The sequence below is a fragment of the Novosphingobium sp. 550D genome, from assembly GCF_057401885.1.
The window spans coordinates 864810-882967 of the sequence record NZ_CM171613.1 but is presented as its reverse complement, the minus strand read 5'-3'; the positions used below and the strand labels follow the sequence as shown (position 1 = coordinate 882967).

The following is an 18158-nucleotide window of genomic DNA, read 5'->3' as shown; positions in this document are numbered from 1 at the left end:
CAATCTGACAACATTGGTCAGAAATAGCGACCAATCTTCTGGAGCGCCCCATGGACCGCATCGACCTGTTCCGTATCTTCGCCCGCGTGGTCGAGGCCTCCAGCTTCACCCGCGCCGCCGCCCGGTTGGGGCTGCCGCGCTCCTCGGTGTCGGCGGCGGTGGCGGAGCTGGAAGCGCGGGTGGGCGCGCGGCTGCTGCATCGCACCACGCGCCGGGTCGCCCCGACGCAGGATGGTGCTACCTTTTACGAACGCTGCCTGCGCGCCATCGCCGAGGTGGAGGAAACGGAGGGCCTGTTCCGCCAGAGCGGCGCCCAGCCCGCGGGCCGCCTGCGCATCGATGTGCCGGGACGGATCGGGCGGCTGATCCTCGTCCCCGCCCTGCCTGCCTTTCTCGACGCCTATCCCGGAATCGACATCGACCTTGGCGCCACCGACCGGGCGGTCAATCTGGTGGAGGACAGCGTGGATGGTGTGCTGCGCGTGGGGCCGCTGGCAGATTCGACGCTGATCGCCCGGCCGATCGGCAGTCTGGCGCTGATCAACGTCGCCAGTCCGACCTATCTGGCGCGGCAGGGCGTACCGATGGGGCCGGCCGATCTCGCGCATCACCAGGCGGTACTTTACGCCTCACCCTCCACCGGACGCGTTGAGCCGTGGGAATGGGTCGAAGGTGGCGCAACGCACAGCCTTGCCCTGCGCGGGCGCGTCACCGTCAACAGCGCCGAGGCCCTGATCGCCTGCTGCCTGGCCGGGCTGGGGCTGATCCAGATCCCGGCCTATGACGTGCGCGATCATCTGGTGGCGGGCGAATTGGTCGAGGTGATGCCCGATCACCGCGCCGAAGCGCTGCCGATGACGCTCCTCTACCCGCATCGCCAGCACCTGTCCCGCCGTTTGCAGGTCTTCGCCGACTGGCTGGAAGCCCTGCTCAGAGAGAGGCTGGCGCGGGGGGGTGAAAGCCAATAGCCCACACATCCCCTTTGGCTCGCCAGCAAAGCAAACATTGCCAGACGGATTCGCTGCTGGATTTTTCAGGCGGAGCAGTGTATTGATATTGTCGTTACATCCTGATGGATCGGGATGACGAGGATCATCGCGATGGCTCAGGCAAGGCAACACGAGAAAGGGCGTTCAGGCGCGATACGCAAGGATGACGTGATCCAGATTCGCGCCATGGCCGGAACAAAAGCGCTGCTCAATCGCGCGGCGGCCATGCGAGGCCAGAAACTCTCCGAGTTCATGCTGGAAAGCGCGCGGCGTGAGGCGGAGAACGCCCTGCTCGATCAGCGCAGTTTCTTCCTCGACGAGGAAGCGCATGAACGCTTTCTGGCCCTGCTCGACGCATCGCCATCCCCGGCACCGGAACTCGCTGCCCTCATGCAGCGCAAGCCCGCCTGGGAACGCTGAAGCACATTCATGCGCGACAGGACTGTTACCATGCCGGTGCCGCTGCGTGCCGATCATGTGGTATCTGGCTTTGCGAATGGCAGCCACGACACACTCGACCTATGGCTGCATGATCGGGCGCTGACCAGCGAGGGGCTCTCGGCACGAACCTATGTGATTTGCGCCAGCGACGAGCCGCAACGCGTTGTCGGCTATTACACCATCACCACCGCCATGGAGCAACGCGCGGTGCTGCCCAGCGCACAACTGCGCCGCGGCACGCCAGACAGGGTGCCCCTGCTGTTGATCGCCCGTCTCGCGCTTGATCAGCCTTGGCAAGGCATGGGACTTGGCAGCGATCTGCTCGCGGATGCCTTGCGCCGCTGCCTTGCGGTATCGGTCATGGCGGGCACCCGTGCGATCATCGTTCACGCGCTCGACGACCAGGCAGCCACTTTCTACCGACGGCATGGCTTTTTGCCCTCGCCACTTGGAGAATCGACGCTGGTTCTGCCGATCGAGACGTTGCGCGCCGTTGTCGCCTGATGCCTCCCGCCACATGCCCTCAATCGAACAATTGCTTCGCAGCGCTTGCTGGTGCAAAATAATCCCATGGACAAAGCTGTCGCCATTGCCCGTTTGAAACCATTCGAACCGCATTTACGCGAGCGCGGTATTTGTGCGCTTTACCTGTTCGGCTCGACGGCACGCGGCGAGGCAGATGCCGGTTCGGACCTCGAATTGCTGTTTGATTACGATCCCACCGCGCACTTCACCCTGTTCACGCAAGCCGGGTTGATCCAGGAATTGTCAGAACGGTTGGGAACCAGGGTCGATCTCGTCGCGCGGGAAGGCCTGCGCCCCCGCTTTCGGGAAAAAGCGGAACACGACATGGTCCAGGTTTTCTGATGCGAGATCCCGAAAACGAATTGGAGCGCATTCGATCAAGCAAGTAAGGTGGCCATTGATCGGCCCAGGGCGCGCGTATCGCTGTCAACCTCACAGCCCCAACCCCCGACCGCGCCCCAGTGACCAGTCGATGCCTCCACCGGGCTGCATGGTGCCGGTGATGTGCTGGCCAAGGTGCTGATCGAGCGCCGGTCGCCAGGGGACGAGCTGAAAACCCACCCCGTCATCGATCATGGCGAAACGGCCGGAGGAGAGCGTAACCCGCTCGCGGTAGGTGCCGCTCACATAGTCGCCCGCCGCCGAGGGTTGATGCACAAGGCCGGTACGCTCGGCAATCGCCCCGGTCACCTGCTCGACCTCGCGTGCCTTGAGCGTATCGATCAGCCCCCGCGCGAAGAGGAAACCTTGCCCCCGGCGCTGGGCAAGCCCCATGGCTTCGAGTTGCTCGGCGCGGGCATCCATCGCCTCGCGGATTTCCAACCCGAAACCGTTTCCGGTCGCTGCCGGCTCGCGCGCGATCAACTGGCGGTCGAGCCAGGTCGCCCCCGGTGCGGAGACCTGCTCGGCCAGTGTCAGGTCGGAACGCGTGGCGAGCGATAGCCGCATCTTGCCCCTGGCATCCTCCCATGCTCGTGTTTCGACGATAGCGCCGGGCCACGCATCGCCAGTCATTTCCAGATCGTCGAAGCGCAGATGATGATGCCGTCCGTCCGCCCCGTCGATCACCGCATAGGCCGTGCCCGCCAGCTCATCGTCCAACCCGCGCGCCACCAGCTTGCCGATGACGGGTTCGCCGGGCGCCTCGCCATGCAGGGCAAAGGCGCCGGGATCGGGTTCCATGCCCGCCCCGCGCATGGCTTTGTGCATGGTCTTGATGATGTCGGTGCGGATCGAGAGGTCGCGCAGAGTCTGCTCCGCACCCGCCTTGATCGACCAGATGCCCGGCCCCTGTTCCTCGGCAAGACCCAGCCGTTCCAGCTTGTCGGCGCGCCCCACCAGCAGGCGGCGCATTTCGGGATCGTCATCGCCGCCGGGCCGCAGATCGACGATGCCCGCCGTCTCGTCGGCCATGCGTTGCAAGCGTCGGTCGAGGCTGGTCCAACGGTCAGCCTCCACTTCACGTTCCAGCGCTGTGCGGATGTCCTGCTCGCTGCGTGGCCCCAGTTCCAGCGTCACCCGCTCCTCGGCACGGGCGCGCATTCCCTCGCGGATATAGTCGCGGTCGATGACCAGATCGGCGCCAGTGTCATCGACGCCGCGCACCAGCACATGAATATGCGGATTGTCGGTGTTCCAGTGATCGGCGGCTACCCAGTCCAGCTCGGTATCGAGATCGCGCGCCATGTCCGCCATCCACTCGCGGGTGAAGGCGCGCAGATCCTCCATCTGCATCGCGTCCTCCGGGCTGACGATGAAGCGGAAATGGTGGCGGTCATCCTCGCAACGTTCGGCAAACGCATCGCCATCGGCATGGTCGGAGCGGGCGTCGAACAGGTCGGCGTCACGCCCGTCGCGGGTAACGCCTTCACGCTTCAGATAAGCGATATGCCTGCCAAGCGGCGCTGCGCGGAATTTCGTGCCCTTGTGGCGGACGATGCGCGCCATGACGGTCACCCGCCGCGCATTCGCTGATCGGGCGATGCGCATGGTGACGTTGCGTCCCCGCCCGATCCGGCTGCTCTTGGCTTTGCTCCTGGTGGTTACCCCCAGAGAGCGCGTATGCCCCGCTCGGCCTGCGGCCCGCCGGACTTGCGCGGCAAGGCTCTTCGCCTTGCGCCCCGAACCCGCGCCCCGGTCCCGTCCTCTGCCCGGTCGCAGCCGGAAATCGCCTTCATCGCCGGGCATATTGACCTCCTAAAGGCACCGCCCGACATAAAAACGAGGCAATCCGGGCGAAATCAGCACATCGCGCCCGACACGCCTGCTGGATGCCCGACAGAAAAATGCCCATCATACAACCACCACAACGCCCGCGTCGGGCGGGGCTTTTATCTTGCGCTGAACTTTTCCCTTCGTTTCCTGCGAGATGCCCACAACGACACACCACGCCAATCCGCGACCAGGAGCGCCATTGCCACCCATGCCGCACCTCGACCGGAAAGCGAGGAGAATGAGAGCAGGCGAGGCCCGACAAGGTGTCCCCGATGACAGAGGTACAAACAGTCGCCCCGGTCCGCGAAAGGTACGGGCCAGGCTCAAGGCCATGCCGCCCTTATGGCCGTGCGGGGAGCCATGCCCTGTTGCGGAAAGTCGGGAAGCGACGCTTGAGGCGCGCCGCTTCCCCGGCTGCGTCAGCCTGTCTGTCGCTGCCGGTTCAGTGCCACAAGCGCTGCGTTCAGTTCGGCCTTGATCTGCGCGATTTCGGTCGCATCGTCGTTCCAGGAAAGCTCGGCCCGGAGTTCGTTGATGTGCTGTTGCAGTTCCATAATCACCTCCTGATGTCGAAAGACAGGAGGCTGCGCCCGGTATGGATCGGGCCGGGTCAAGGACCGCGAAGCGGCCGCGCCAGCGGCGATGGGGGTGCCGATTTTGCGTGAGCAAAATTGGGGGCACCGTCGTCCTTGAGGCGGACTGATCCATGCCGGATGATGGACAAAGCTGAGCGGATACCTTCCTCTCCCCATGCGCGCGGAGGCGTTGGCAGGCTCCCATGGCCGATCCGACGATGCGCATTGAACCAAGGCGATTCACCGCTTTCCATCCCCGAAACCGGTCACGAAAAGACCGCGATGCCGCATGATCGCTTGCGCGGACGGTGGAGTGGCTGTCGACGCGGAAGCGCCATCTGGCTGCATGATGGCGGTCGACCGGGAGGTGGAGGTGGCATCTGTGGCTGCGTCATCACTGCGCGCCACGAACAGGCCCGATCCGCGCCACGAGGGCTGGACCGCGACCGTTTGCGCGACCGGGATGGAAACGGGAACGGCTCCTGCGCCGCCGCTGAGGGCGCCGACCGCCGGCACGATCCGCGCGACATAGGCCGTGGTTTCCGCAGGCAGCGGACGACCACGCCAGCGCCAATCATCCGCACGGCCCGGCCCGGCGTTGTAAGCCGCCAGCGCCGTTGCCAGATCGCCGTAGCGATCGAACATTTCGCGCAGGTAAGCCGTACCGGCATGGACATTGGCGCGCATGTCGAAAGGATCGCCGCCCAGCTCATAACGCGCGGTCATGCGTGCCCAGGTGGCGGGCATGATCTGCATCAGGCCCATCGCCCCCTTGGGCGAGATGGCGCGCGTGTTGCCCGCGCTCTCGACGCGCATCACCGCCCAGATCCAGTTTTCGGTAATGCCAAAACGCCGCGCAGCTTGCGTCACCACCGCGCTGATAGAGAACGCACCGGGCGGCGCATCGCGCGTCGAGACCGCGCCAGCGCCGGGTGCGGCGAAGGTGTTGGCCGGGACGAGGACGATAGCGACAACGGCTGCGGCAAGCGCACCGCGATGGCGAACACTGCGGCGTCGATGTCGCAGCCCATCCGTGCGGGGAAGGTGCAATGGCATCACGCTCACTCCGCTGCCGGTTTGCGCGCCTGCCGCTGCCAGAGCAGCATATACGGCTCGCCGGAACGGCGGGGCGAGAGCAGATTGGCATGCAAGGGGCCATCGAAAGTCGGGCAGTCGATCTCGACGCCGATGAACTGCCCGGCAGCCTCGCTCTCATGCGTCCAGCCCGCGCCGATCTGGGCACCGAGACCCGCCGCGAGGCTGTCGTCGGCAATGTGTAGCCGCCAATCGGGCGCCTTGTCATGGGCCTGTTTGTCATGGGTCCGTCGGCGGTTGGGAACGAGCATGACCGCAAGGTCGAGGACCGGGGTGCGGATGCGCCCGGAAAAGCCGTCGGTGATCTCGTGGAACAAACCAATCTGCATGGGATGCCTCCTGCTTTGCGTGATAGGAATTCGGGAAAAAGCCCGCGCCTTGCGTGCGCGAGTAATGAGGCGCGGTTTCAGGAAAGCTGCCGTCGCTCGGCAGGCTGTTTCCAGAAAAGGTCGTGCCGCCCCTCGTAGAGAAGCGAGGCATAGAGTTCGGCATGTAGCGGCGCGGCGAAGGAAGGATCGTCGATGACCAGCACGATGCGACTGCCCAGCGTGCCATCCTCGCGCTGTTCGCCATGGCCGATCCGGGGGCCGTATTGTCCGCGTCCGCGGTGAACGGTGTAGTGCCCTACGCGCCCGTCCAGCACCGTGATGATGACAATATCGACGTCGAGGCAGAAGGTGCGGATATGCCCTTCGAAGCCCTCCTTGGTGGCTTTGAATTCACCGATAATGGTCATGGTCAGATCCTTTGCTTAAACGGGGGGGGGGGTGAGCGAAATCGAGGTTGAAAAAATGCGCCAGACGAGCGGCGCCGATGGTGTATCGCGGGTAAGGATCGGCGCGGCGCGACCCAGCACACCTGCCGCAGGCAACGCCCCGAAATAACGCCCGTCGAAGCTGTCGGCGGCGGCGTTGAGCAGAAACACTTCGTCAGCCCGCAGCACATGGCAGCCGCGCCAGACCGGCAGAGGTCGGCCATGGCTGTCGACGGTACGCGCGATGGCGGCAAACCGTCCGTCGATCAGGATTGCGCTGTCGATGCGGCAGACGCGCGCGCCGGATAGCGCCGCGACATGCTTCAGAAGGGGCACGCCGTCAGGCAGATAATGCCGCTCGGCCATCACGCGGGCGAGCGACGGCGGCGGTATGATCGCAACTATGTCGCCAACCTCGGGCAGGGCAACGGGATTGAGCCGGTAGAGACCCATGGGTGCGCTGGCGCTGGCATTCCACAGCAGCAGCTTGGGCATCGGCATGATCAATGGGGCCAGCGCAAGGCCGATTGTCGTGCCGACCAATTCCGGCCAGAAGCGATAGAAGGCGGAGCGGATCATTGTTCAAGCGCCTTGCGCTTGAGCCATGCCTGATGGCGCTCGGGGGTGTAGAGACGTGGCGCCTCACCTGCGGTCAGACGGTTGTGGACATGCCGCCAGTGATCGGGCGCGGCGTCACACGGATCGAGGCCTGCCGCTTCCACTGCATCGACCGCATCGAGCACGCGGCGCACCTTGGCCCAGCCCTGGATCGAGAGCAGCACTTCGCCGCCGGGCCGCACGAAAGGCACCGTCGTATAGGCTTCGCCCGGCAGGATAGCCCGCACGATGTCGATGTGCGAAGACACCGTGCCATAGTCATTGGCCGACCAGCGCACGAAGGCAAACACCGCGCCCGGCCGGAATGAGAGGATGCGCGAACGCCGCGTCAGAATCTGCTCGCCCGCGATCCGGCCGAAACGAATCCAGTGTTCGAGACGCTTCTCGATCCAGAGGATCTCGACTTCGGTGTGCGCCTTGCGCGCGGCAATCCCACGCATAGGAACTGGTTCGCCCGATGGCGTTTGCTGTGTCATGGCTGATCTCCAGGGAAGAAGGAACGGGCCGCTGCCGCTCCACCGAACGACAGCACCGCTGCGATGCGCGCTTGCGCCCGAGCGGCCATGGCGGGGTCGATCTCGCAGCCGAGATAGCGCCGGCCGGTTGCACGGGCGGCCTCGCCCGCCGCGCCGGAACCGGCGAACCAGTCGCCCAGAAGGCCACCTTCGGGGCAACTCGTGCGAATCAGGATTTCGAGGAGACCGACCGGTTTTTCAGTCGGATGGATGGCCCGGCCGTGACAATTGCGCGCATAGATCACCGAGCGCATCAGGCGCGGGCCGCCATCCTCGCTGACGTAATGCCCTGCATCGATGCGCCCGGTATGCGGCGGGCGCTGCTTGCGCCGAACGGTGCGCGCGGTGGCGTCATGGGTTTTCTGGACAGCATTGTAGATGCTGCCCCAGGCGGCATCGTCGCGGTAGAATTGCACCGCCAGTTCATGAACACGCTTGAAGCGATCAGCATGGAACGCGCTGCCGTTCTGCTTTTCCCAGACAATCTCCTGCGCATAGCGCAGGCCTGCGGAGGCGAACTCTTGCCCCAGCGCCATGAAGCTGCGCAACGATCCGAAGATCCACAGCGAGCCGGAAGGCGCCAAGGCCTGGCGAGCCAGCGGTAACCAGCCCTCGACACGGCGATCCCAGCCCAGCGACGTGTCGCCATAGGGCGGATCGGCCAGGATCATGTCGAAGGGGGCGTGGGCCGGCATGATCTGGCGGCAATCGCCAGCAAGGACGATCATGGCCGCCTCCCGGCCGTTGAGAGGTGCGTGATCAAAGCGTGCTGTTGGTGGCGCAAGGGACCATTCCCAACAGAAGCGTTGCTTCGCTTACAGCGGCGTAGTATATGGTGCGGATACGATGAATATCGTTTCCAGTCGTACTCAGATGCTGCCCTTGATCCGCATGAACGACCCAGAATTTCCTGGAGAAACAATCTCAAAATGGCCCCGCCTTGCGCGCGCGCGTGCGAAGCAGTTAGGTTTTTAATGTTAGCATAGTTAGAAGGGAGCCGAATCTTCCTGCGATTCCATGGAGTTGCAAGGGGGTGTGGTTTCCAATAGGCCGAGTCAGCGGTTTTCAATGGGCCGACTCCGGTGGTTTTTAATAGGCCGAGTGTCATCACCGCCTATCCCCGGACTTATCCACAGGCAGCCGCAGGCGACGCATGGCCCGTTCAAGGCCATCTTCAGGGAGCGGGACAAAGTTGAGACGCTCACGCCCGAAGGCTCGGCCTAGCGACAGTGTGTAGCCCGGTAAGGTCTGGTGAAGGACGATGGCCCGCAACTCGAAAGCAAATTGCTTGAGCGGGGAGAGCGCACCGGATTTGAGATGGAGATGCGCAATATCGAAGCTCCAGCCTCCGGGTTGGTGTCCGCCATGTTTGCGCACGATGCGATAGAGCCAGCGTTCAAGGCCGCCCGTCAGGCTGAAATAAGCCCGATCTATGGTCAGCACGAGTGCGCTGTCGATGACGCCCGCATAGAACCAGTCGGGCAGGATCAATTCGATGCCGAGCGCACGACCATCGCCATCGGCCAGTTCACGCCATTCGTTGATCCACGAGAAGCGATGGCGCCGCCGTTGATGCCGCTGGCGGATCGAGGTGGCAACGCTGGTCGATTGCAGGCGGTCGAGCGCCGCCTTGAGCCGATCATAATGATCGCGCCCGGTGCCTCGGCCGATAAAGCTCAGTATCTCATGCGGCGTCGTAACCATGAGCCGCGAGGTCGCGCGCCCGGCATCGCGCGCCTCGACCAGTTGGCTGGCGGCCCAGATCAGCACGTCGGCATCCCAGATGGTCGCCATGCCATGCTCCGCCACGGCCTCGACGGAAATCCATGTCTCGCCCATGCGAAAATCGATGGGCGCGGTCCGCCGACGCTTGGCGAGGCTGAAGAAGGGCCAGGCCATCAGATCTTGGGCATCGCGCGGCGGGATGTCGCCCGGCATCGACCGAAACAGGTCGAGCTGGGCGCGTTCGCCGGATTTCAGGGGCAAAATCCGCGGCATGGCCGTTCAGGCTCCCGCCGGCAGGCGCTTGGCCGGATGGACGGTGCCATGCCCCGGATCGGAGGTGGAGCGGCGCGTTCCCAGAGTTGCCCAGGCATCGAGATCGGTAATGGCGTAGACGATCCGACCGCCACGGCGCCGATAGACGGGGCCGGTGCCATAGCAGCGGTGCTTTTCCAGCGTGCGCGGGGAAAGGCCGAGATGCGTCGCGGCATCAGGGGTCGTCAGATAATGCGCCTGGACGGGCGCGGGATTGATCTCCTTGAGGTAGCGTGGGCGATGATCGGCTTCGACGGGTTGCATGGGCATCCTCCTGCAAAGGACCGCCAGCAGAGGCGCTTGGCGGCGATGAGGAGATCAGGCTGGCGGAAGCGAGATGTCCCTGGGAGGGACGCGCAAAAATATTGAAGATGTCCCTTGCGCTTCAGCAGGAAGGACAAGCCGCAAGGTCGAAACGGTCAGATCGACCGCCGCCGGTTGCGAGGCCAGCGCCCGGCAAGAAGATCCCGGTAGCCGCCAGTCACCAGCCATTCGGCATCCCGGCGCCAGTGACGCAAACGCTGTCGCTGCGCGCTGTCGGCGAAATCAGCGCCCCTGATCGTGACGCCCTGCGCCTCGAGCAATTCCTCGGCAAGGTCCTGCATGGTCGCACCGGCTGCGCGCGCGTCGAGCAGGAACAGCAATCTGGCGAGATAGTGCCGCAATTGCGGCGTCAAATCCGCGGCCTCCGGGGAAAAGCCGTGCGCTTTCCCGTTCAACAAGGCCTGAAACCATTCCGTCACTTTGCGGCGCGCCGGATTGACCGGCTCTATCGGCATGACGACACTACCCCAGACCGAAGGGCCAGCCTGACAGAACAGGCGAATGATGCCTTCGCCCGACCCCAGGGTCAGATGAAGGCCATCGGTATCCTCATGCCGCGCGGTTATATCACCAATGTCGGCAAAATGGATGGGCGTGAAATCGGCAAACCCTTGCGGCCACTGTGCAAGTAGCACAACATAACCCAGAGCATCTGCTCGCCAGATTGGCTCATCGGCCGGGCAGGCCTCAGCAGGATCGACCAGGAAATCGCAACCCCCAGCGATGCGCTACACGAGCTTTGGCCGCTTCATCCGACGAGGCGGGGTCCTGCACCAAGTCGCCGTACTCACGCTGATAGTTCCGGTTGCGGAGCAGGAATTGCAGCGCGAATTGTGGCAGGCTGAACTGTTCTGCCGGTGCGAACGGATTTTCGTCTCGCCAATCGCGAACGTTTCCCATCGAACCTCTCCCGTTGTCTTTTTGGACAGGGAGAGTGTCGGGCATCAAGCTGTACAAAAAGCCCCTTTTGGCCGGATTATGGCGGTAGATAAGGGACTTGACCAAGCGTGATTACCGCCAACGCGCTCGCTCGAACGCCGCCAGTTGTCGATAACCAACCTCCGTCATCCAGCGGGCTCGGGCCAGGTGTGCATCGTGAATACGCCGTGCACTGTCGGGATCTACGGCCGGATCGATCCCCAAAATGATCTGAGCCGCGTCCTGCCAGGTGGCGGTCGGATCGGCGGCGGCATCAAGCAGCCGCAAATAGGAAGTCAGATGCGCCATATCATAGGCGGTCAGCACCTCGCCTGAAGGCGGCGCGTCGAGAAAGGTTCGATCGGTCATGACAATCGCCCGACAGGCTTGCGCGCGATGGAGAGCCTGCCCAGAGAATAGCAACCAAATTGGAACAAGGGGCGATTGCGCCTAACGACGGGCGAACAAATTGCCATCGCCGGGTAAACGAAACGCCGATATTCAAAAAGGATCAGTGCTGTCGATATTCTCCACCAACAGCAAGAAAGGCTGGATTTCAAGAACGGCAGCGAGGCGCTCGACCGTATCGACAGTCGGCGAATTTTCCTGTCGCTCAAGCATGCCGACATAATTGCGATCAAAACCCGCACGATGCGCCAATTCCTCCTGCGACAGGCCTTTGGCCCGACGCACATGCCGCAAGTTTCTCGCTACGATCTCCCGAAGTGTCATTCGGGTGTCGTCGCGGTTACCCTACATCACTTCCACCCAGTATAGTAGGGATTTGTATCCTGAGCCGACCTGTCACCCGACTATTGCGGGATGATGGTCTCCCAAGCAGGTCGGCGCCTTACCGGACCAGAGGCTGAAGCGTTCAGATGCGCGGGGCAATCGGGCCAGAAGCAAGATGGCGCCATGCGGTGTTGGCGATACCGAGTGCCCCCACCAGGCCCACCAACGTCGCGAAGACGCCGTTGCCAATGACATGACCAACGACGCCATGCGTGGCACTGTAGCCCGCGATAGCAGCCGGTGCGATGAAAAGAACTGCAATCGCACAACGCACGGATGTCGATCGGCTCTGCACGAACAACGCCTGGCCAAGGCCGAGCGTGAACGCGCCAGCGATGAACCCCACGACAATCGAGGCGACATAGCCGCATCCCAGATGGTGCAGGAGGAATGCGACCGAAATGCCCGCGTAAAATGGCAGCGCCTGCGCCGCGAGGGCAAACAGCAGCCAGAGCATGTAGAGGCTGGCAAACAGGCCGAGAACGAGGAAAATAATCATGGTGCGTCCTTTTCGGATTTCCGGATCGGGACGCGCTCACTATCTGGTTTCACAGCGCGGTCTTGCCAATCCCTTATAGCTGGCAAGATCTGGCAGGAAAAGCCGCATTTTGCTGCGGATCAGCATGAGCGCCTTTGGCGATCAGGATGGGTAGGGATCGTATTCGGCGAGCACCATACGCGGGTCGCCATCGAATTCGCTGGCGGGCAGCGCATAAAAGCCGTGTTCGGTCTGGATGAGGGCAATAACGGTCATCAGCGTCTTGGCGAGGTTCCAGGCGAGCGACTGGGCGGTCTTGAGCGGCATGATGCAAAACTCCTGTCGGGGAGCGGAGACCATCCCCGCTCGACAGGTGCCCTGCGGGCTGGGGACAGGCCGCAATCACCGCGCCTGAAAGGCGCGGCCGCACGCATATGCGTAGCGGACCCCTTGTGGGTTGATTGAAGGAGGCCGGGCTTCGGCCAAGGGATCAGCGCCAATCGAGAGCGGGGATGGACTTCGCGGGAGGCAGGCTGGGCCACCATGCTAGAATCGCCCAGTCGCTCGTCTGGAACCTGATCCAGCTAGACCGGGCTATGACCGTTGCCCTCAGCTTGTCGCATGACAGCACTGGCCAATCCGCATGTCGATGTGTATATTAATCCCGAAGGATACACATCATGCGCACCAACATCCAGATCGACGATCACCTCATGGCCGATGCATTACGGGCGACGGGCCTCAAAACCAAACGCGAGGCGGTCGAACTGGGCTTGCGCACCCTCGTCAAGCTTGGCCACCAAAGAGAATTGCGCGATTTGCGTGGCAAACTCGATTGGCAGGGTGATCTCGACGCCATGCGGCATGACGGATGATCCTCATCGATTCGAGCGTTTGGATCGATTTCTTCCGTGGCACAGCGACCCGGGAAGTCGAAACACTCGACCGCCTGCTCGGCGAGGCGCCGTTGGCGATCGGCGATCTCATCCTGACCGAAGTTCTACAGGGCTTCACCAGCGAGCGCGATTTCTACCGCGCGCATCGACTGCTGACCAGTCTTGACCTCGTCGAAATCGGTGGCCGGGACGTCGCAGTGCAGGCAGCCCGTAATTTCCGCGATCTGCGGGCCAGAGGCGTTACGGTGCGCAAAACAATCGACACACTGATCGCGACACGCTGCATCGAGAGCGGCCATGCCCTGCTTTACAGTGATCGCGATTTCGACCCTTTTGTCGAATTTCTGGGCCTCGAACGCGCAAGTTGAATGGCGCCACTATCGGCGGCGCCATGGCTTTAGCGGATCGGCCAACCGTGCCGTTCGACCAGCGAAGGCCGGTGTGGGCGAGCGGCTTCGACGGCCATACCGGCGATGACCTCCTCGGTGAGGCCCTCCAGCGTATAGCCCCACCTCAGGACGGTTGCGATCAGGGTGTCGAGTTCCTTGAACTCACCGAATCGACCGCCCAGCCAGATCCCGAGATTGCCGTCAACGTGCATGAAGGCGTGAAGGAAGTAGGTTTGCATCGGCGGATCGAAGCCGATGGTAGCTTCCTCGTCGCAGGCATTGTGCGAACGAACTGTGATGGTGTGACGGCTCATGATTTTTCTCACGGATTTAAGGGACGATGGAATGGGTTCGAAAGGGAACGAAGGCCCGGCGGCGGATGCCGCCGGGCCGAACGACCCGCTCAGAACGGAATATCGTCATCGATATCGTTGGCCGCGCCCGAACCGCTGGTGTCGGCTGCCTTGGCCCGGCTCAGGAAATCGACGGTTTCGGCGATGATCTCGCAGCCGTAGCGGTCATTGCCCTGCTGATCGGTCCATTTGGTGTAGTGGATGCGGCCGCGGACCAGCACCTTCATGCCCTTGGCGCAATGCTCCTGGACCGTCTTGCCGAGGCCGTTGAACACGGTGATGCGGTGCCATTCGGTTTCCTGGATGCGGTAGCCATCCTTGTCCCGCTGCACCTTGCCTTCGAAATAGCGCGGGCGCGAAGTCGCGAGGGTGAAGTGGGTGATCGAGGTTCCACCCTGCGTGGTGCGGGTTTCGGGTTCCTGGCCAATGTTGCCGGCGAGAATGACGATGTTCTGCATTTCAAATCTCCGTTGCTTCCGCCCGAGGGACCGTCCCTCCGACGAGACCCGGCCAAGACCGTCGGGAGACGGCGGCATCGCAGCGCAGCGGAGACGTGACCCCCAAGGGTCGGGGTGGTGCGGGCAGGCGCCTTGGCGCCAACACGGCCCGGCCCGCCGGGGTTGCCGCCGGAAAACGAGCGGGCTTAGGGGATCAGTCAGGCGGAGGGCGCTTCCCTTGGCGGTGAGCGGCGCCGAGAAGATGCGGATGAAGTCAGCAATCGTTGCGGCATGGGGCTGGACCAATGCCCGGCCAGTAGAGAACCGACCTCACCCCCTTTTCTCGGCCTTGGCGCTCTGCCCGAAGGCTGCGGCTGCGGGCCTATGGTGAAGCCTGACATGACGAATGGCCCCGCCGTATTCAACGGACCGGCAAGCGAAGGGACGCGCATTGCGACAGGCATGATGCATGGTCATGCCCCCGCATAACGACCAATTGCGCCATCAACAGCTTGATACCAAAGCCTGCAAACTCAAACCGAATACGTCGAGATCGATCCGGCCTGGTGAGCACCATGCGGGCCAGCGCAGCATCAAATTCGTCAGATTCCCGGCCTTTGCCTGGGGCGCCGGAACGTCTGTCGCGCGCTATCGACCTTCGCGCGGATCATACAACCCTCGGCATGATCGTTGATGAGGCCCATGGCTTGCATGAAGGCATGCACCGTGGTTGGGCCGACAAAAGCCCATCCATGCTTCTTCAGATCTTTCGACATCGCCACCGACGCCGGGGAAGTTGAGGCGAGATAGGGAATATCTTTGCCGCCAGGCTCGAAACTCCAGACATAGGCGGCGAGCGATCCAGCCTCGCGCACCAGCGCCTGCGCGCGAGCGGCGTTGTTGATCACCGCCGCGATCTTGCCGCGATGCCGTACAATGCCGGTATCCTGTAACAGGCGTTCGACATCGACCTCGGTAAATCCGGCGATGCGCTCAAAATCGAATCCCGCGAAGGCCGCGCGGAAATTCTCGCGTTTGGCCAGAATGGTGCGCCAGGAAAGGCCCGACTGGAAACCTTCAAGACTGAGCTTTTCGAACAGGCGGCGATCATCATCGACAGGGAAACCCCATTCGGTGTCATGATAGGCGATGTAGTCGGGCGTGGCCGCACACCAGCCACAGCGAGGCTGAGCGTCGACCGTAAACAGCGAACTCACGTCGTATGGCGTAGTGGCGCATCCAGACGGCGCTGGAGCTTGATACGTGCTCGCCTGACATTTGCGATGATCTGAACCACCCGAGACGCGGATAGCTGAAACTGGCGGCCAAGCGCGGCATAGGTCGCGCCGTCGCTATACAGCCTTTCCATCTCGGCGTTTCTGGCATTCTTGCACGTCATCAGGCGAAGACTCCCGCTCCGGGCCGGACGAAGATGCCCGGTCCAGAGCCAGAGAATAATCCTCGAATAGCATGAGGCGCAAGGGCGATATTCTTGATATGTTCCCATTACCCCCTCCGCTCGCGGAAATCCCAGAGCTTGATGCCCAGCTTACGGGCCTTGTCGGCAAGGTTGTCCTGAATGCCGGTGCCTGGGAAGACGATGACGCCCTTGGGCATGGTTTCGAGCATGGCATCGTTGCGCTTGAAGGGCGCGGCCTTCTTGTGGCGATTCCAGTCAGGCTGATAGGGCACCTGCGGCACATTGCGGTCTCGCGCCCAGCAGGCGGCGATACGCTCGGCGCCGGTCGGCGTACCGCCGTGGAGCAGAATCATCTGGGGCACGCGCTGATGAACCTTGTCGAGCACGGCATAGATGCGCTGGTGATCGTTGCAGTCGGCACCCCCGGTGAAGGCGATCCGCACGCCATCGGGGTTCAGCACTTTCGCATCCTGATATTTGCGCTTGTCGGAGAACGTGCGGCTGTCGATCACCGCCGAGGTCAGCGCCTTATGATTGACCATCGGCCTGGAACGGGGGAGCCAGGGCTTGCGGATATGGATGCGGAACTGATCGGCGGCGGCATCGCGGAAGAATTCCATCGTGTCGCGGCGTTCGAGCATGGTGATGCCCTCGGCCGTCGCACGCTCCAGTTCGACCGATGCGACCTCGCTGCCATCATATTCATGCCGGAGCCGCTTTTGCTTCCGCTCATTGCTGTCCAGCTCGCGTTCGATCCGCTCGGCAGCGCGCTGGAAGACGTTGACGATGCCCCAGGCGAGATCTTCGAGATCAGGCTCGATCCGCGTGTCGATCAGCGAGGACACCAGACCGTCGAACATGTCGGCAACCGCGCGCTCGATATGGGGATCTTCCGGCAAGAGGCGCTGGTCGGGCTCATCCTCGAAGGGCCGGTAGCCGTAGAGTTGCATTTCCTGAAGAACATAGGCGGTGCCGCCGGGTTGGGGTTCCTGTTCGTCGTCATGCTGGTCAAATGGGGTCGCCATGAGAAGTGTCCCTTGCCTGTCAGCCGCGCCTCTCGCGGCCTTCGTGGCGCTGCCCGGCGGCGGGCGGCGCGGGACCGCACCTCGCCCTCTGGCGAGGCCGGAACGCATGTGGAGGATGGCGGGCGGGTGGCTATTTTGCTTCGCGATGCAAAGGGGCTTCAGCCCCGGCGGAAAATAGCTGCCCGCCCGCCATTGCTGTCCCGCACCGCTTGCCGCAAGCGCCCTCTGACGAAGGCCGAGGCGTGGCACTCTGGCATGGGCGATCTCCGGCGCTCCCCGCCGCATGACACCGAACGGGAATCCTCGGCTTGCCTTCACCCGTTCGTCAGGACATGTGCCGCGTCATCCGCCCATAGCTGAACCCGAACCTGCTCCGACAGCCTATCCCTTCCGAAAGCGCGCAGATCGCTGTTGAAGTCGTCGAGCCTGGGTTTGAGCGGCACGAGTTCGATCCCCGATGCGATTGCCCGACGGGTCAGCTTCGTCAACGCCGCCGCGCCTGCGGGATCGGCATCGCAAGCGACATAGAGCCTTTGCAAAACGGCCGGAAGGAAGATGGCGGCGAGATGGGCGGCGGACAGCGCGGCGATCATCGGCAGGCCAGGCATCACCTGCCGCAGCGACAGGATGGTTTCGATGCCCTCGCCGGCGACCATCACGGCACCCGCTTGCCCGAACCGAACACCGTGCCCGAGCAGATGGCCCATGGCGCGCCGCGGATAGGCGACGGGCGCCTTGCCCGAACCATCGCGCATCAGCCAGGTGCGATGCACGCCGGTGATGCTGCCATCGAGATCGGTGACCGCCGCGACCATCGCCGGCCATGCGGGGCGAACATCGGCAAGGTCATCATCCGATGCCCGATACCAGCAATGCGGATGGAAACGCAGCGCTTCGCAACCGGCAAGATTCGTGATGTCCCGGGAGGCAAGATAGGTGCCCGCCAGACTGCCCGTCATCGGCTTGGAGGCTGCAAAGAGCCGCCGCGCCGCTTCTGGCGTGCCGGTCGGCGCTTTGGCTTTGCGCAAGGGCTTGTCCTCCATCGGCAAAGGCATGGGCAGGCTCAGGAAATGGCGGGCCTCGTCGAGCGTTTCGCGCAAGGTATGATGCCCGCAGGTGGCGGCGATCACGTCGAGCAAATCGCCGTGATCGCCATTCTGCGCATCGGTCCACTTGCCCGCCGCCCCACGTCCCTCCGGCGAGGTCGTGAGGCGGACATAGAGGCTACGACCAGGGGTGTTATACACATCACCCACCAGCCAGTATCGACCCTCCTTGTGACCCTTTGAAAGATAATGGCGGCATACGCTTTCCGCGTTCTCGGCCAAGGCGTAGGCAATCTGGCTGGCGGGACTTTGCATCA

At 63.2% G+C, this 18158-nt stretch carries 28 protein-coding genes; 6 read left to right on the top strand and 22 right to left on the bottom strand.

Features of this window, described 5'->3' with window-relative positions; genetic code table 11:
- Positions 1 to 50 precede the first annotated feature (50 nt).
- The 4 genes from AC2S2E_RS04285 (at position 51) to AC2S2E_RS04270 (ending at position 2297) form a co-directional block, all read left to right on the top strand.
- Positions 51 to 968 (top strand): LysR family transcriptional regulator, encoded by a 918-nt coding sequence (locus AC2S2E_RS04285; RefSeq protein ID WP_486523837.1) that lies wholly within the window; start codon positions 51 to 53, stop codon positions 966 to 968.
- Between the two features lie 189 nt (positions 969 to 1157).
- Positions 1158 to 1409: a type II toxin-antitoxin system TacA family antitoxin gene (locus AC2S2E_RS04280; protein ID WP_486523835.1), complete on the top strand. Its 252-nt coding sequence runs from the start codon at positions 1158 to 1160 to the stop codon at positions 1407 to 1409.
- A gap of 9 nt (positions 1410 to 1418) precedes the next feature.
- Positions 1419 to 1934 carry a GNAT family N-acetyltransferase gene (locus AC2S2E_RS04275; protein ID WP_486523834.1) on the top strand — a complete coding sequence of 172 codons (516 nt, stop codon included), beginning with the start codon at positions 1419 to 1421 and terminating at the stop codon, positions 1932 to 1934.
- Between the two features lie 66 nt (positions 1935 to 2000).
- On the top strand, positions 2001 to 2297 hold the full coding sequence (locus tag AC2S2E_RS04270; RefSeq protein WP_486523833.1) for a nucleotidyltransferase family protein: 297 nt from the start codon (positions 2001 to 2003) through the stop codon (positions 2295 to 2297).
- Positions 2298 to 2387: 90 nt separating this feature from the next.
- On the opposite strand, the gene AC2S2E_RS04265 is transcribed toward AC2S2E_RS04270, so the two are convergent.
- The 16 genes from AC2S2E_RS04265 to AC2S2E_RS04190 all read right to left on the bottom strand — a co-directional run bounded on the left by AC2S2E_RS04265 (position 2388) and on the right by AC2S2E_RS04190 (position 12602).
- Positions 2388 to 4142, bottom strand: a complete 1755-nt coding sequence (locus AC2S2E_RS04265) for a relaxase/mobilization nuclease domain-containing protein (protein WP_486523832.1) — start codon at positions 4140 to 4142, stop codon at positions 2388 to 2390.
- A gap of 446 nt (positions 4143 to 4588) precedes the next feature.
- Positions 4589 to 4723, bottom strand: coding sequence for a hypothetical protein (locus tag AC2S2E_RS04260; RefSeq protein ID WP_486523831.1), 135 nt, complete (start codon positions 4721 to 4723; stop codon positions 4589 to 4591).
- A 261-nt stretch (positions 4724 to 4984) separates the two neighbouring features.
- On the bottom strand, positions 4985 to 5800 hold the full coding sequence (locus AC2S2E_RS04255; RefSeq protein WP_486523830.1) for a lytic transglycosylase domain-containing protein: 816 nt from the start codon (positions 5798 to 5800) through the stop codon (positions 4985 to 4987).
- Positions 5801 to 5805: 5 nt separating this feature from the next.
- Positions 5806 to 6168, bottom strand: coding sequence for a DUF736 domain-containing protein (locus tag AC2S2E_RS04250; RefSeq protein ID WP_486523829.1), 363 nt, complete (start codon positions 6166 to 6168; stop codon positions 5806 to 5808).
- A 77-nt stretch (positions 6169 to 6245) separates the two neighbouring features.
- Positions 6246 to 6575, bottom strand: a complete 330-nt coding sequence (locus tag AC2S2E_RS04245; RefSeq protein WP_486523828.1) for a DUF736 family protein — start codon at positions 6573 to 6575, stop codon at positions 6246 to 6248.
- A 15-nt stretch (positions 6576 to 6590) separates the two neighbouring features.
- Positions 6591 to 7172, bottom strand: coding sequence for a S26 family signal peptidase (locus AC2S2E_RS04240; protein WP_486523827.1), 582 nt, complete (start codon positions 7170 to 7172; stop codon positions 6591 to 6593).
- Entirely contained in the window at positions 7169 to 7687 is a 519-nt protein-coding gene (locus AC2S2E_RS04235; RefSeq protein ID WP_486523825.1) for a DUF2840 domain-containing protein, read from the bottom strand. The genes AC2S2E_RS04240 and AC2S2E_RS04235 overlap by 4 nt, the downstream gene beginning before the upstream one ends.
- Positions 7684 to 8454: a DNA-methyltransferase gene (locus tag AC2S2E_RS04230; RefSeq protein WP_486523823.1), complete on the bottom strand. Its 771-nt coding sequence runs from the start codon at positions 8452 to 8454 to the stop codon at positions 7684 to 7686. The genes AC2S2E_RS04235 and AC2S2E_RS04230 overlap by 4 nt, the downstream gene beginning before the upstream one ends.
- A 379-nt stretch (positions 8455 to 8833) precedes the next feature.
- Complete coding sequence (locus AC2S2E_RS04225) at positions 8834 to 9724, bottom strand: replication initiator protein A (RefSeq protein ID WP_486523821.1); 891 nt, start codon at positions 9722 to 9724, stop codon at positions 8834 to 8836.
- A 6-nt stretch (positions 9725 to 9730) separates the two neighbouring features.
- Complete coding sequence (locus AC2S2E_RS04220) at positions 9731 to 10027, bottom strand: helix-turn-helix transcriptional regulator (protein WP_486523820.1); 297 nt, start codon at positions 10025 to 10027, stop codon at positions 9731 to 9733.
- A 155-nt stretch (positions 10028 to 10182) separates the two neighbouring features.
- The gene (locus AC2S2E_RS04215) at positions 10183 to 10722 is read right to left on the bottom strand and encodes a DUF2285 domain-containing protein (RefSeq protein WP_486523818.1); all 540 of its coding nucleotides are present in this window, start codon (positions 10720 to 10722) and stop codon (positions 10183 to 10185) included.
- Between the two features lie 52 nt (positions 10723 to 10774).
- A complete protein-coding gene (locus tag AC2S2E_RS04210; RefSeq protein WP_486524548.1) occupies positions 10775 to 10987 on the bottom strand; it encodes a transcriptional regulator domain-containing protein in 213 nt (70 codons plus the stop codon).
- A 111-nt stretch (positions 10988 to 11098) separates the two neighbouring features.
- Positions 11099 to 11374 carry a DUF2285 domain-containing protein gene (locus AC2S2E_RS04205; protein ID WP_486523817.1) on the bottom strand — a complete coding sequence of 92 codons (276 nt, stop codon included), beginning with the start codon at positions 11372 to 11374 and terminating at the stop codon, positions 11099 to 11101.
- Between the two features lie 132 nt (positions 11375 to 11506).
- Positions 11507 to 11698, bottom strand: a complete 192-nt coding sequence (locus AC2S2E_RS04200) for a helix-turn-helix domain-containing protein (protein ID WP_486523816.1) — start codon at positions 11696 to 11698, stop codon at positions 11507 to 11509.
- A 181-nt stretch (positions 11699 to 11879) separates the two neighbouring features.
- A complete protein-coding gene (locus AC2S2E_RS04195; protein WP_486523815.1) occupies positions 11880 to 12296 on the bottom strand; it encodes a hypothetical protein in 417 nt (138 codons plus the stop codon).
- Positions 12297 to 12437: 141 nt separating this feature from the next.
- On the bottom strand, positions 12438 to 12602 hold the full coding sequence (locus AC2S2E_RS04190) for a hypothetical protein (protein WP_486523814.1): 165 nt from the start codon (positions 12600 to 12602) through the stop codon (positions 12438 to 12440).
- A 353-nt stretch (positions 12603 to 12955) separates the two neighbouring features.
- Between AC2S2E_RS04190 and AC2S2E_RS04185 the strand changes: the two genes are divergently transcribed.
- Positions 12956 to 13150, top strand: coding sequence for a type II toxin-antitoxin system VapB family antitoxin (locus AC2S2E_RS04185; RefSeq protein WP_486523813.1), 195 nt, complete (start codon positions 12956 to 12958; stop codon positions 13148 to 13150).
- A complete protein-coding gene (gene vapC / locus AC2S2E_RS04180) occupies positions 13147 to 13539 on the top strand; it encodes a type II toxin-antitoxin system VapC family toxin (RefSeq protein ID WP_486523812.1) in 393 nt (130 codons plus the stop codon). The genes AC2S2E_RS04185 and vapC overlap by 4 nt, the downstream gene beginning before the upstream one ends.
- A 29-nt stretch (positions 13540 to 13568) precedes the next feature.
- Here vapC and AC2S2E_RS04175 read toward each other — a convergent pair whose 3' ends face one another.
- The 6 genes from AC2S2E_RS04175 to AC2S2E_RS04150 all read right to left on the bottom strand — a co-directional run bounded on the left by AC2S2E_RS04175 (position 13569) and on the right by AC2S2E_RS04150 (position 18156).
- Positions 13569 to 13874: a hypothetical protein gene (locus AC2S2E_RS04175; protein WP_486523811.1), complete on the bottom strand. Its 306-nt coding sequence runs from the start codon at positions 13872 to 13874 to the stop codon at positions 13569 to 13571.
- 89 nt (positions 13875 to 13963) lie between these two features.
- Positions 13964 to 14371, bottom strand: a complete 408-nt coding sequence (locus AC2S2E_RS04170) for a single-stranded DNA-binding protein (RefSeq protein ID WP_486523810.1) — start codon at positions 14369 to 14371, stop codon at positions 13964 to 13966.
- A 581-nt stretch (positions 14372 to 14952) separates the two neighbouring features.
- Positions 14953 to 15567, bottom strand: coding sequence for a DNA-3-methyladenine glycosylase I (locus AC2S2E_RS04165; RefSeq protein WP_486523809.1), 615 nt, complete (start codon positions 15565 to 15567; stop codon positions 14953 to 14955).
- Positions 15564 to 15749 carry a hypothetical protein gene (locus AC2S2E_RS04160; protein WP_486523808.1) on the bottom strand — a complete coding sequence of 62 codons (186 nt, stop codon included), beginning with the start codon at positions 15747 to 15749 and terminating at the stop codon, positions 15564 to 15566. Before AC2S2E_RS04160 ends, AC2S2E_RS04165 begins: the two co-directional genes overlap by 4 nt.
- Before the next feature lie 107 nt (positions 15750 to 15856).
- On the bottom strand, positions 15857 to 16795 hold the full coding sequence (locus AC2S2E_RS04155; protein WP_486523807.1) for a DUF2493 domain-containing protein: 939 nt from the start codon (positions 16793 to 16795) through the stop codon (positions 15857 to 15859).
- Positions 16796 to 17109: 314 nt separating this feature from the next.
- Entirely contained in the window at positions 17110 to 18156 is a 1047-nt protein-coding gene (locus AC2S2E_RS04150) for a DUF7146 domain-containing protein (RefSeq protein WP_486524547.1), read from the bottom strand.
- Between the last annotated feature and the right edge of the window lie 2 nt (positions 18157 to 18158).

Excerpts from the sequence above, each read along its gene's own strand:
- AC2S2E_RS04285 (WP_486523837.1), top strand. The coding sequence starts at position 51 with ATGGACCGCATCGACCTGTTCCGTATCTTCGCCCGCGTGGTCGAGGCC.
- AC2S2E_RS04275 (WP_486523834.1), top strand. The coding sequence starts at position 1,419 with ATGCGCGACAGGACTGTTACCATGCCGGTGCCGCTGCGTGCCGATCAT.
- AC2S2E_RS04270 (WP_486523833.1), top strand. The coding sequence starts at position 2,001 with ATGGACAAAGCTGTCGCCATTGCCCGTTTGAAACCATTCGAACCGCAT.
- AC2S2E_RS04265 (WP_486523832.1), bottom strand. The coding sequence starts at position 4,142 with ATGCCCGGCGATGAAGGCGATTTCCGGCTGCGACCGGGCAGAGGACGG.
- AC2S2E_RS04260 (WP_486523831.1), bottom strand. The coding sequence starts at position 4,723 with ATGGAACTGCAACAGCACATCAACGAACTCCGGGCCGAGCTTTCCTGG.
- AC2S2E_RS04255 (WP_486523830.1), bottom strand. The coding sequence starts at position 5,800 with ATGCCATTGCACCTTCCCCGCACGGATGGGCTGCGACATCGACGCCGC.
- AC2S2E_RS04250 (WP_486523829.1), bottom strand. The coding sequence starts at position 6,168 with ATGCAGATTGGTTTGTTCCACGAGATCACCGACGGCTTTTCCGGGCGC.
- AC2S2E_RS04245 (WP_486523828.1), bottom strand. The coding sequence starts at position 6,575 with ATGACCATTATCGGTGAATTCAAAGCCACCAAGGAGGGCTTCGAAGGG.
- AC2S2E_RS04240 (WP_486523827.1), bottom strand. The coding sequence starts at position 7,172 with ATGATCCGCTCCGCCTTCTATCGCTTCTGGCCGGAATTGGTCGGCACG.
- AC2S2E_RS04235 (WP_486523825.1), bottom strand. The coding sequence starts at position 7,687 with ATGACACAGCAAACGCCATCGGGCGAACCAGTTCCTATGCGTGGGATT.
- AC2S2E_RS04230 (WP_486523823.1), bottom strand. The coding sequence starts at position 8,454 with ATGATCGTCCTTGCTGGCGATTGCCGCCAGATCATGCCGGCCCACGCC.
- AC2S2E_RS04225 (WP_486523821.1), bottom strand. The coding sequence starts at position 9,724 with ATGCCGCGGATTTTGCCCCTGAAATCCGGCGAACGCGCCCAGCTCGAC.
- AC2S2E_RS04220 (WP_486523820.1), bottom strand. The coding sequence starts at position 10,027 with ATGCAACCCGTCGAAGCCGATCATCGCCCACGCTACCTCAAGGAGATC.
- AC2S2E_RS04210 (WP_486524548.1), bottom strand. The coding sequence starts at position 10,987 with ATGGGAAACGTTCGCGATTGGCGAGACGAAAATCCGTTCGCACCGGCA.
- AC2S2E_RS04205 (WP_486523817.1), bottom strand. The coding sequence starts at position 11,374 with ATGACCGATCGAACCTTTCTCGACGCGCCGCCTTCAGGCGAGGTGCTG.
- AC2S2E_RS04195 (WP_486523815.1), bottom strand. The coding sequence starts at position 12,296 with ATGATTATTTTCCTCGTTCTCGGCCTGTTTGCCAGCCTCTACATGCTC.
- AC2S2E_RS04190 (WP_486523814.1), bottom strand. The coding sequence starts at position 12,602 with ATGCCGCTCAAGACCGCCCAGTCGCTCGCCTGGAACCTCGCCAAGACG.
- AC2S2E_RS04185 (WP_486523813.1), top strand. The coding sequence starts at position 12,956 with ATGCGCACCAACATCCAGATCGACGATCACCTCATGGCCGATGCATTA.
- vapC (WP_486523812.1), top strand. The coding sequence starts at position 13,147 with ATGATCCTCATCGATTCGAGCGTTTGGATCGATTTCTTCCGTGGCACA.
- AC2S2E_RS04175 (WP_486523811.1), bottom strand. The coding sequence starts at position 13,874 with ATGAGCCGTCACACCATCACAGTTCGTTCGCACAATGCCTGCGACGAG.
- AC2S2E_RS04170 (WP_486523810.1), bottom strand. The coding sequence starts at position 14,371 with ATGCAGAACATCGTCATTCTCGCCGGCAACATTGGCCAGGAACCCGAA.
- AC2S2E_RS04160 (WP_486523808.1), bottom strand. The coding sequence starts at position 15,749 with ATGACGTGCAAGAATGCCAGAAACGCCGAGATGGAAAGGCTGTATAGC.
- AC2S2E_RS04155 (WP_486523807.1), bottom strand. The coding sequence starts at position 16,795 with ATGGCGACCCCATTTGACCAGCATGACGACGAACAGGAACCCCAACCC.
- AC2S2E_RS04150 (WP_486524547.1), bottom strand. The coding sequence starts at position 18,156 with ATGCAAAGTCCCGCCAGCCAGATTGCCTACGCCTTGGCCGAGAACGCG.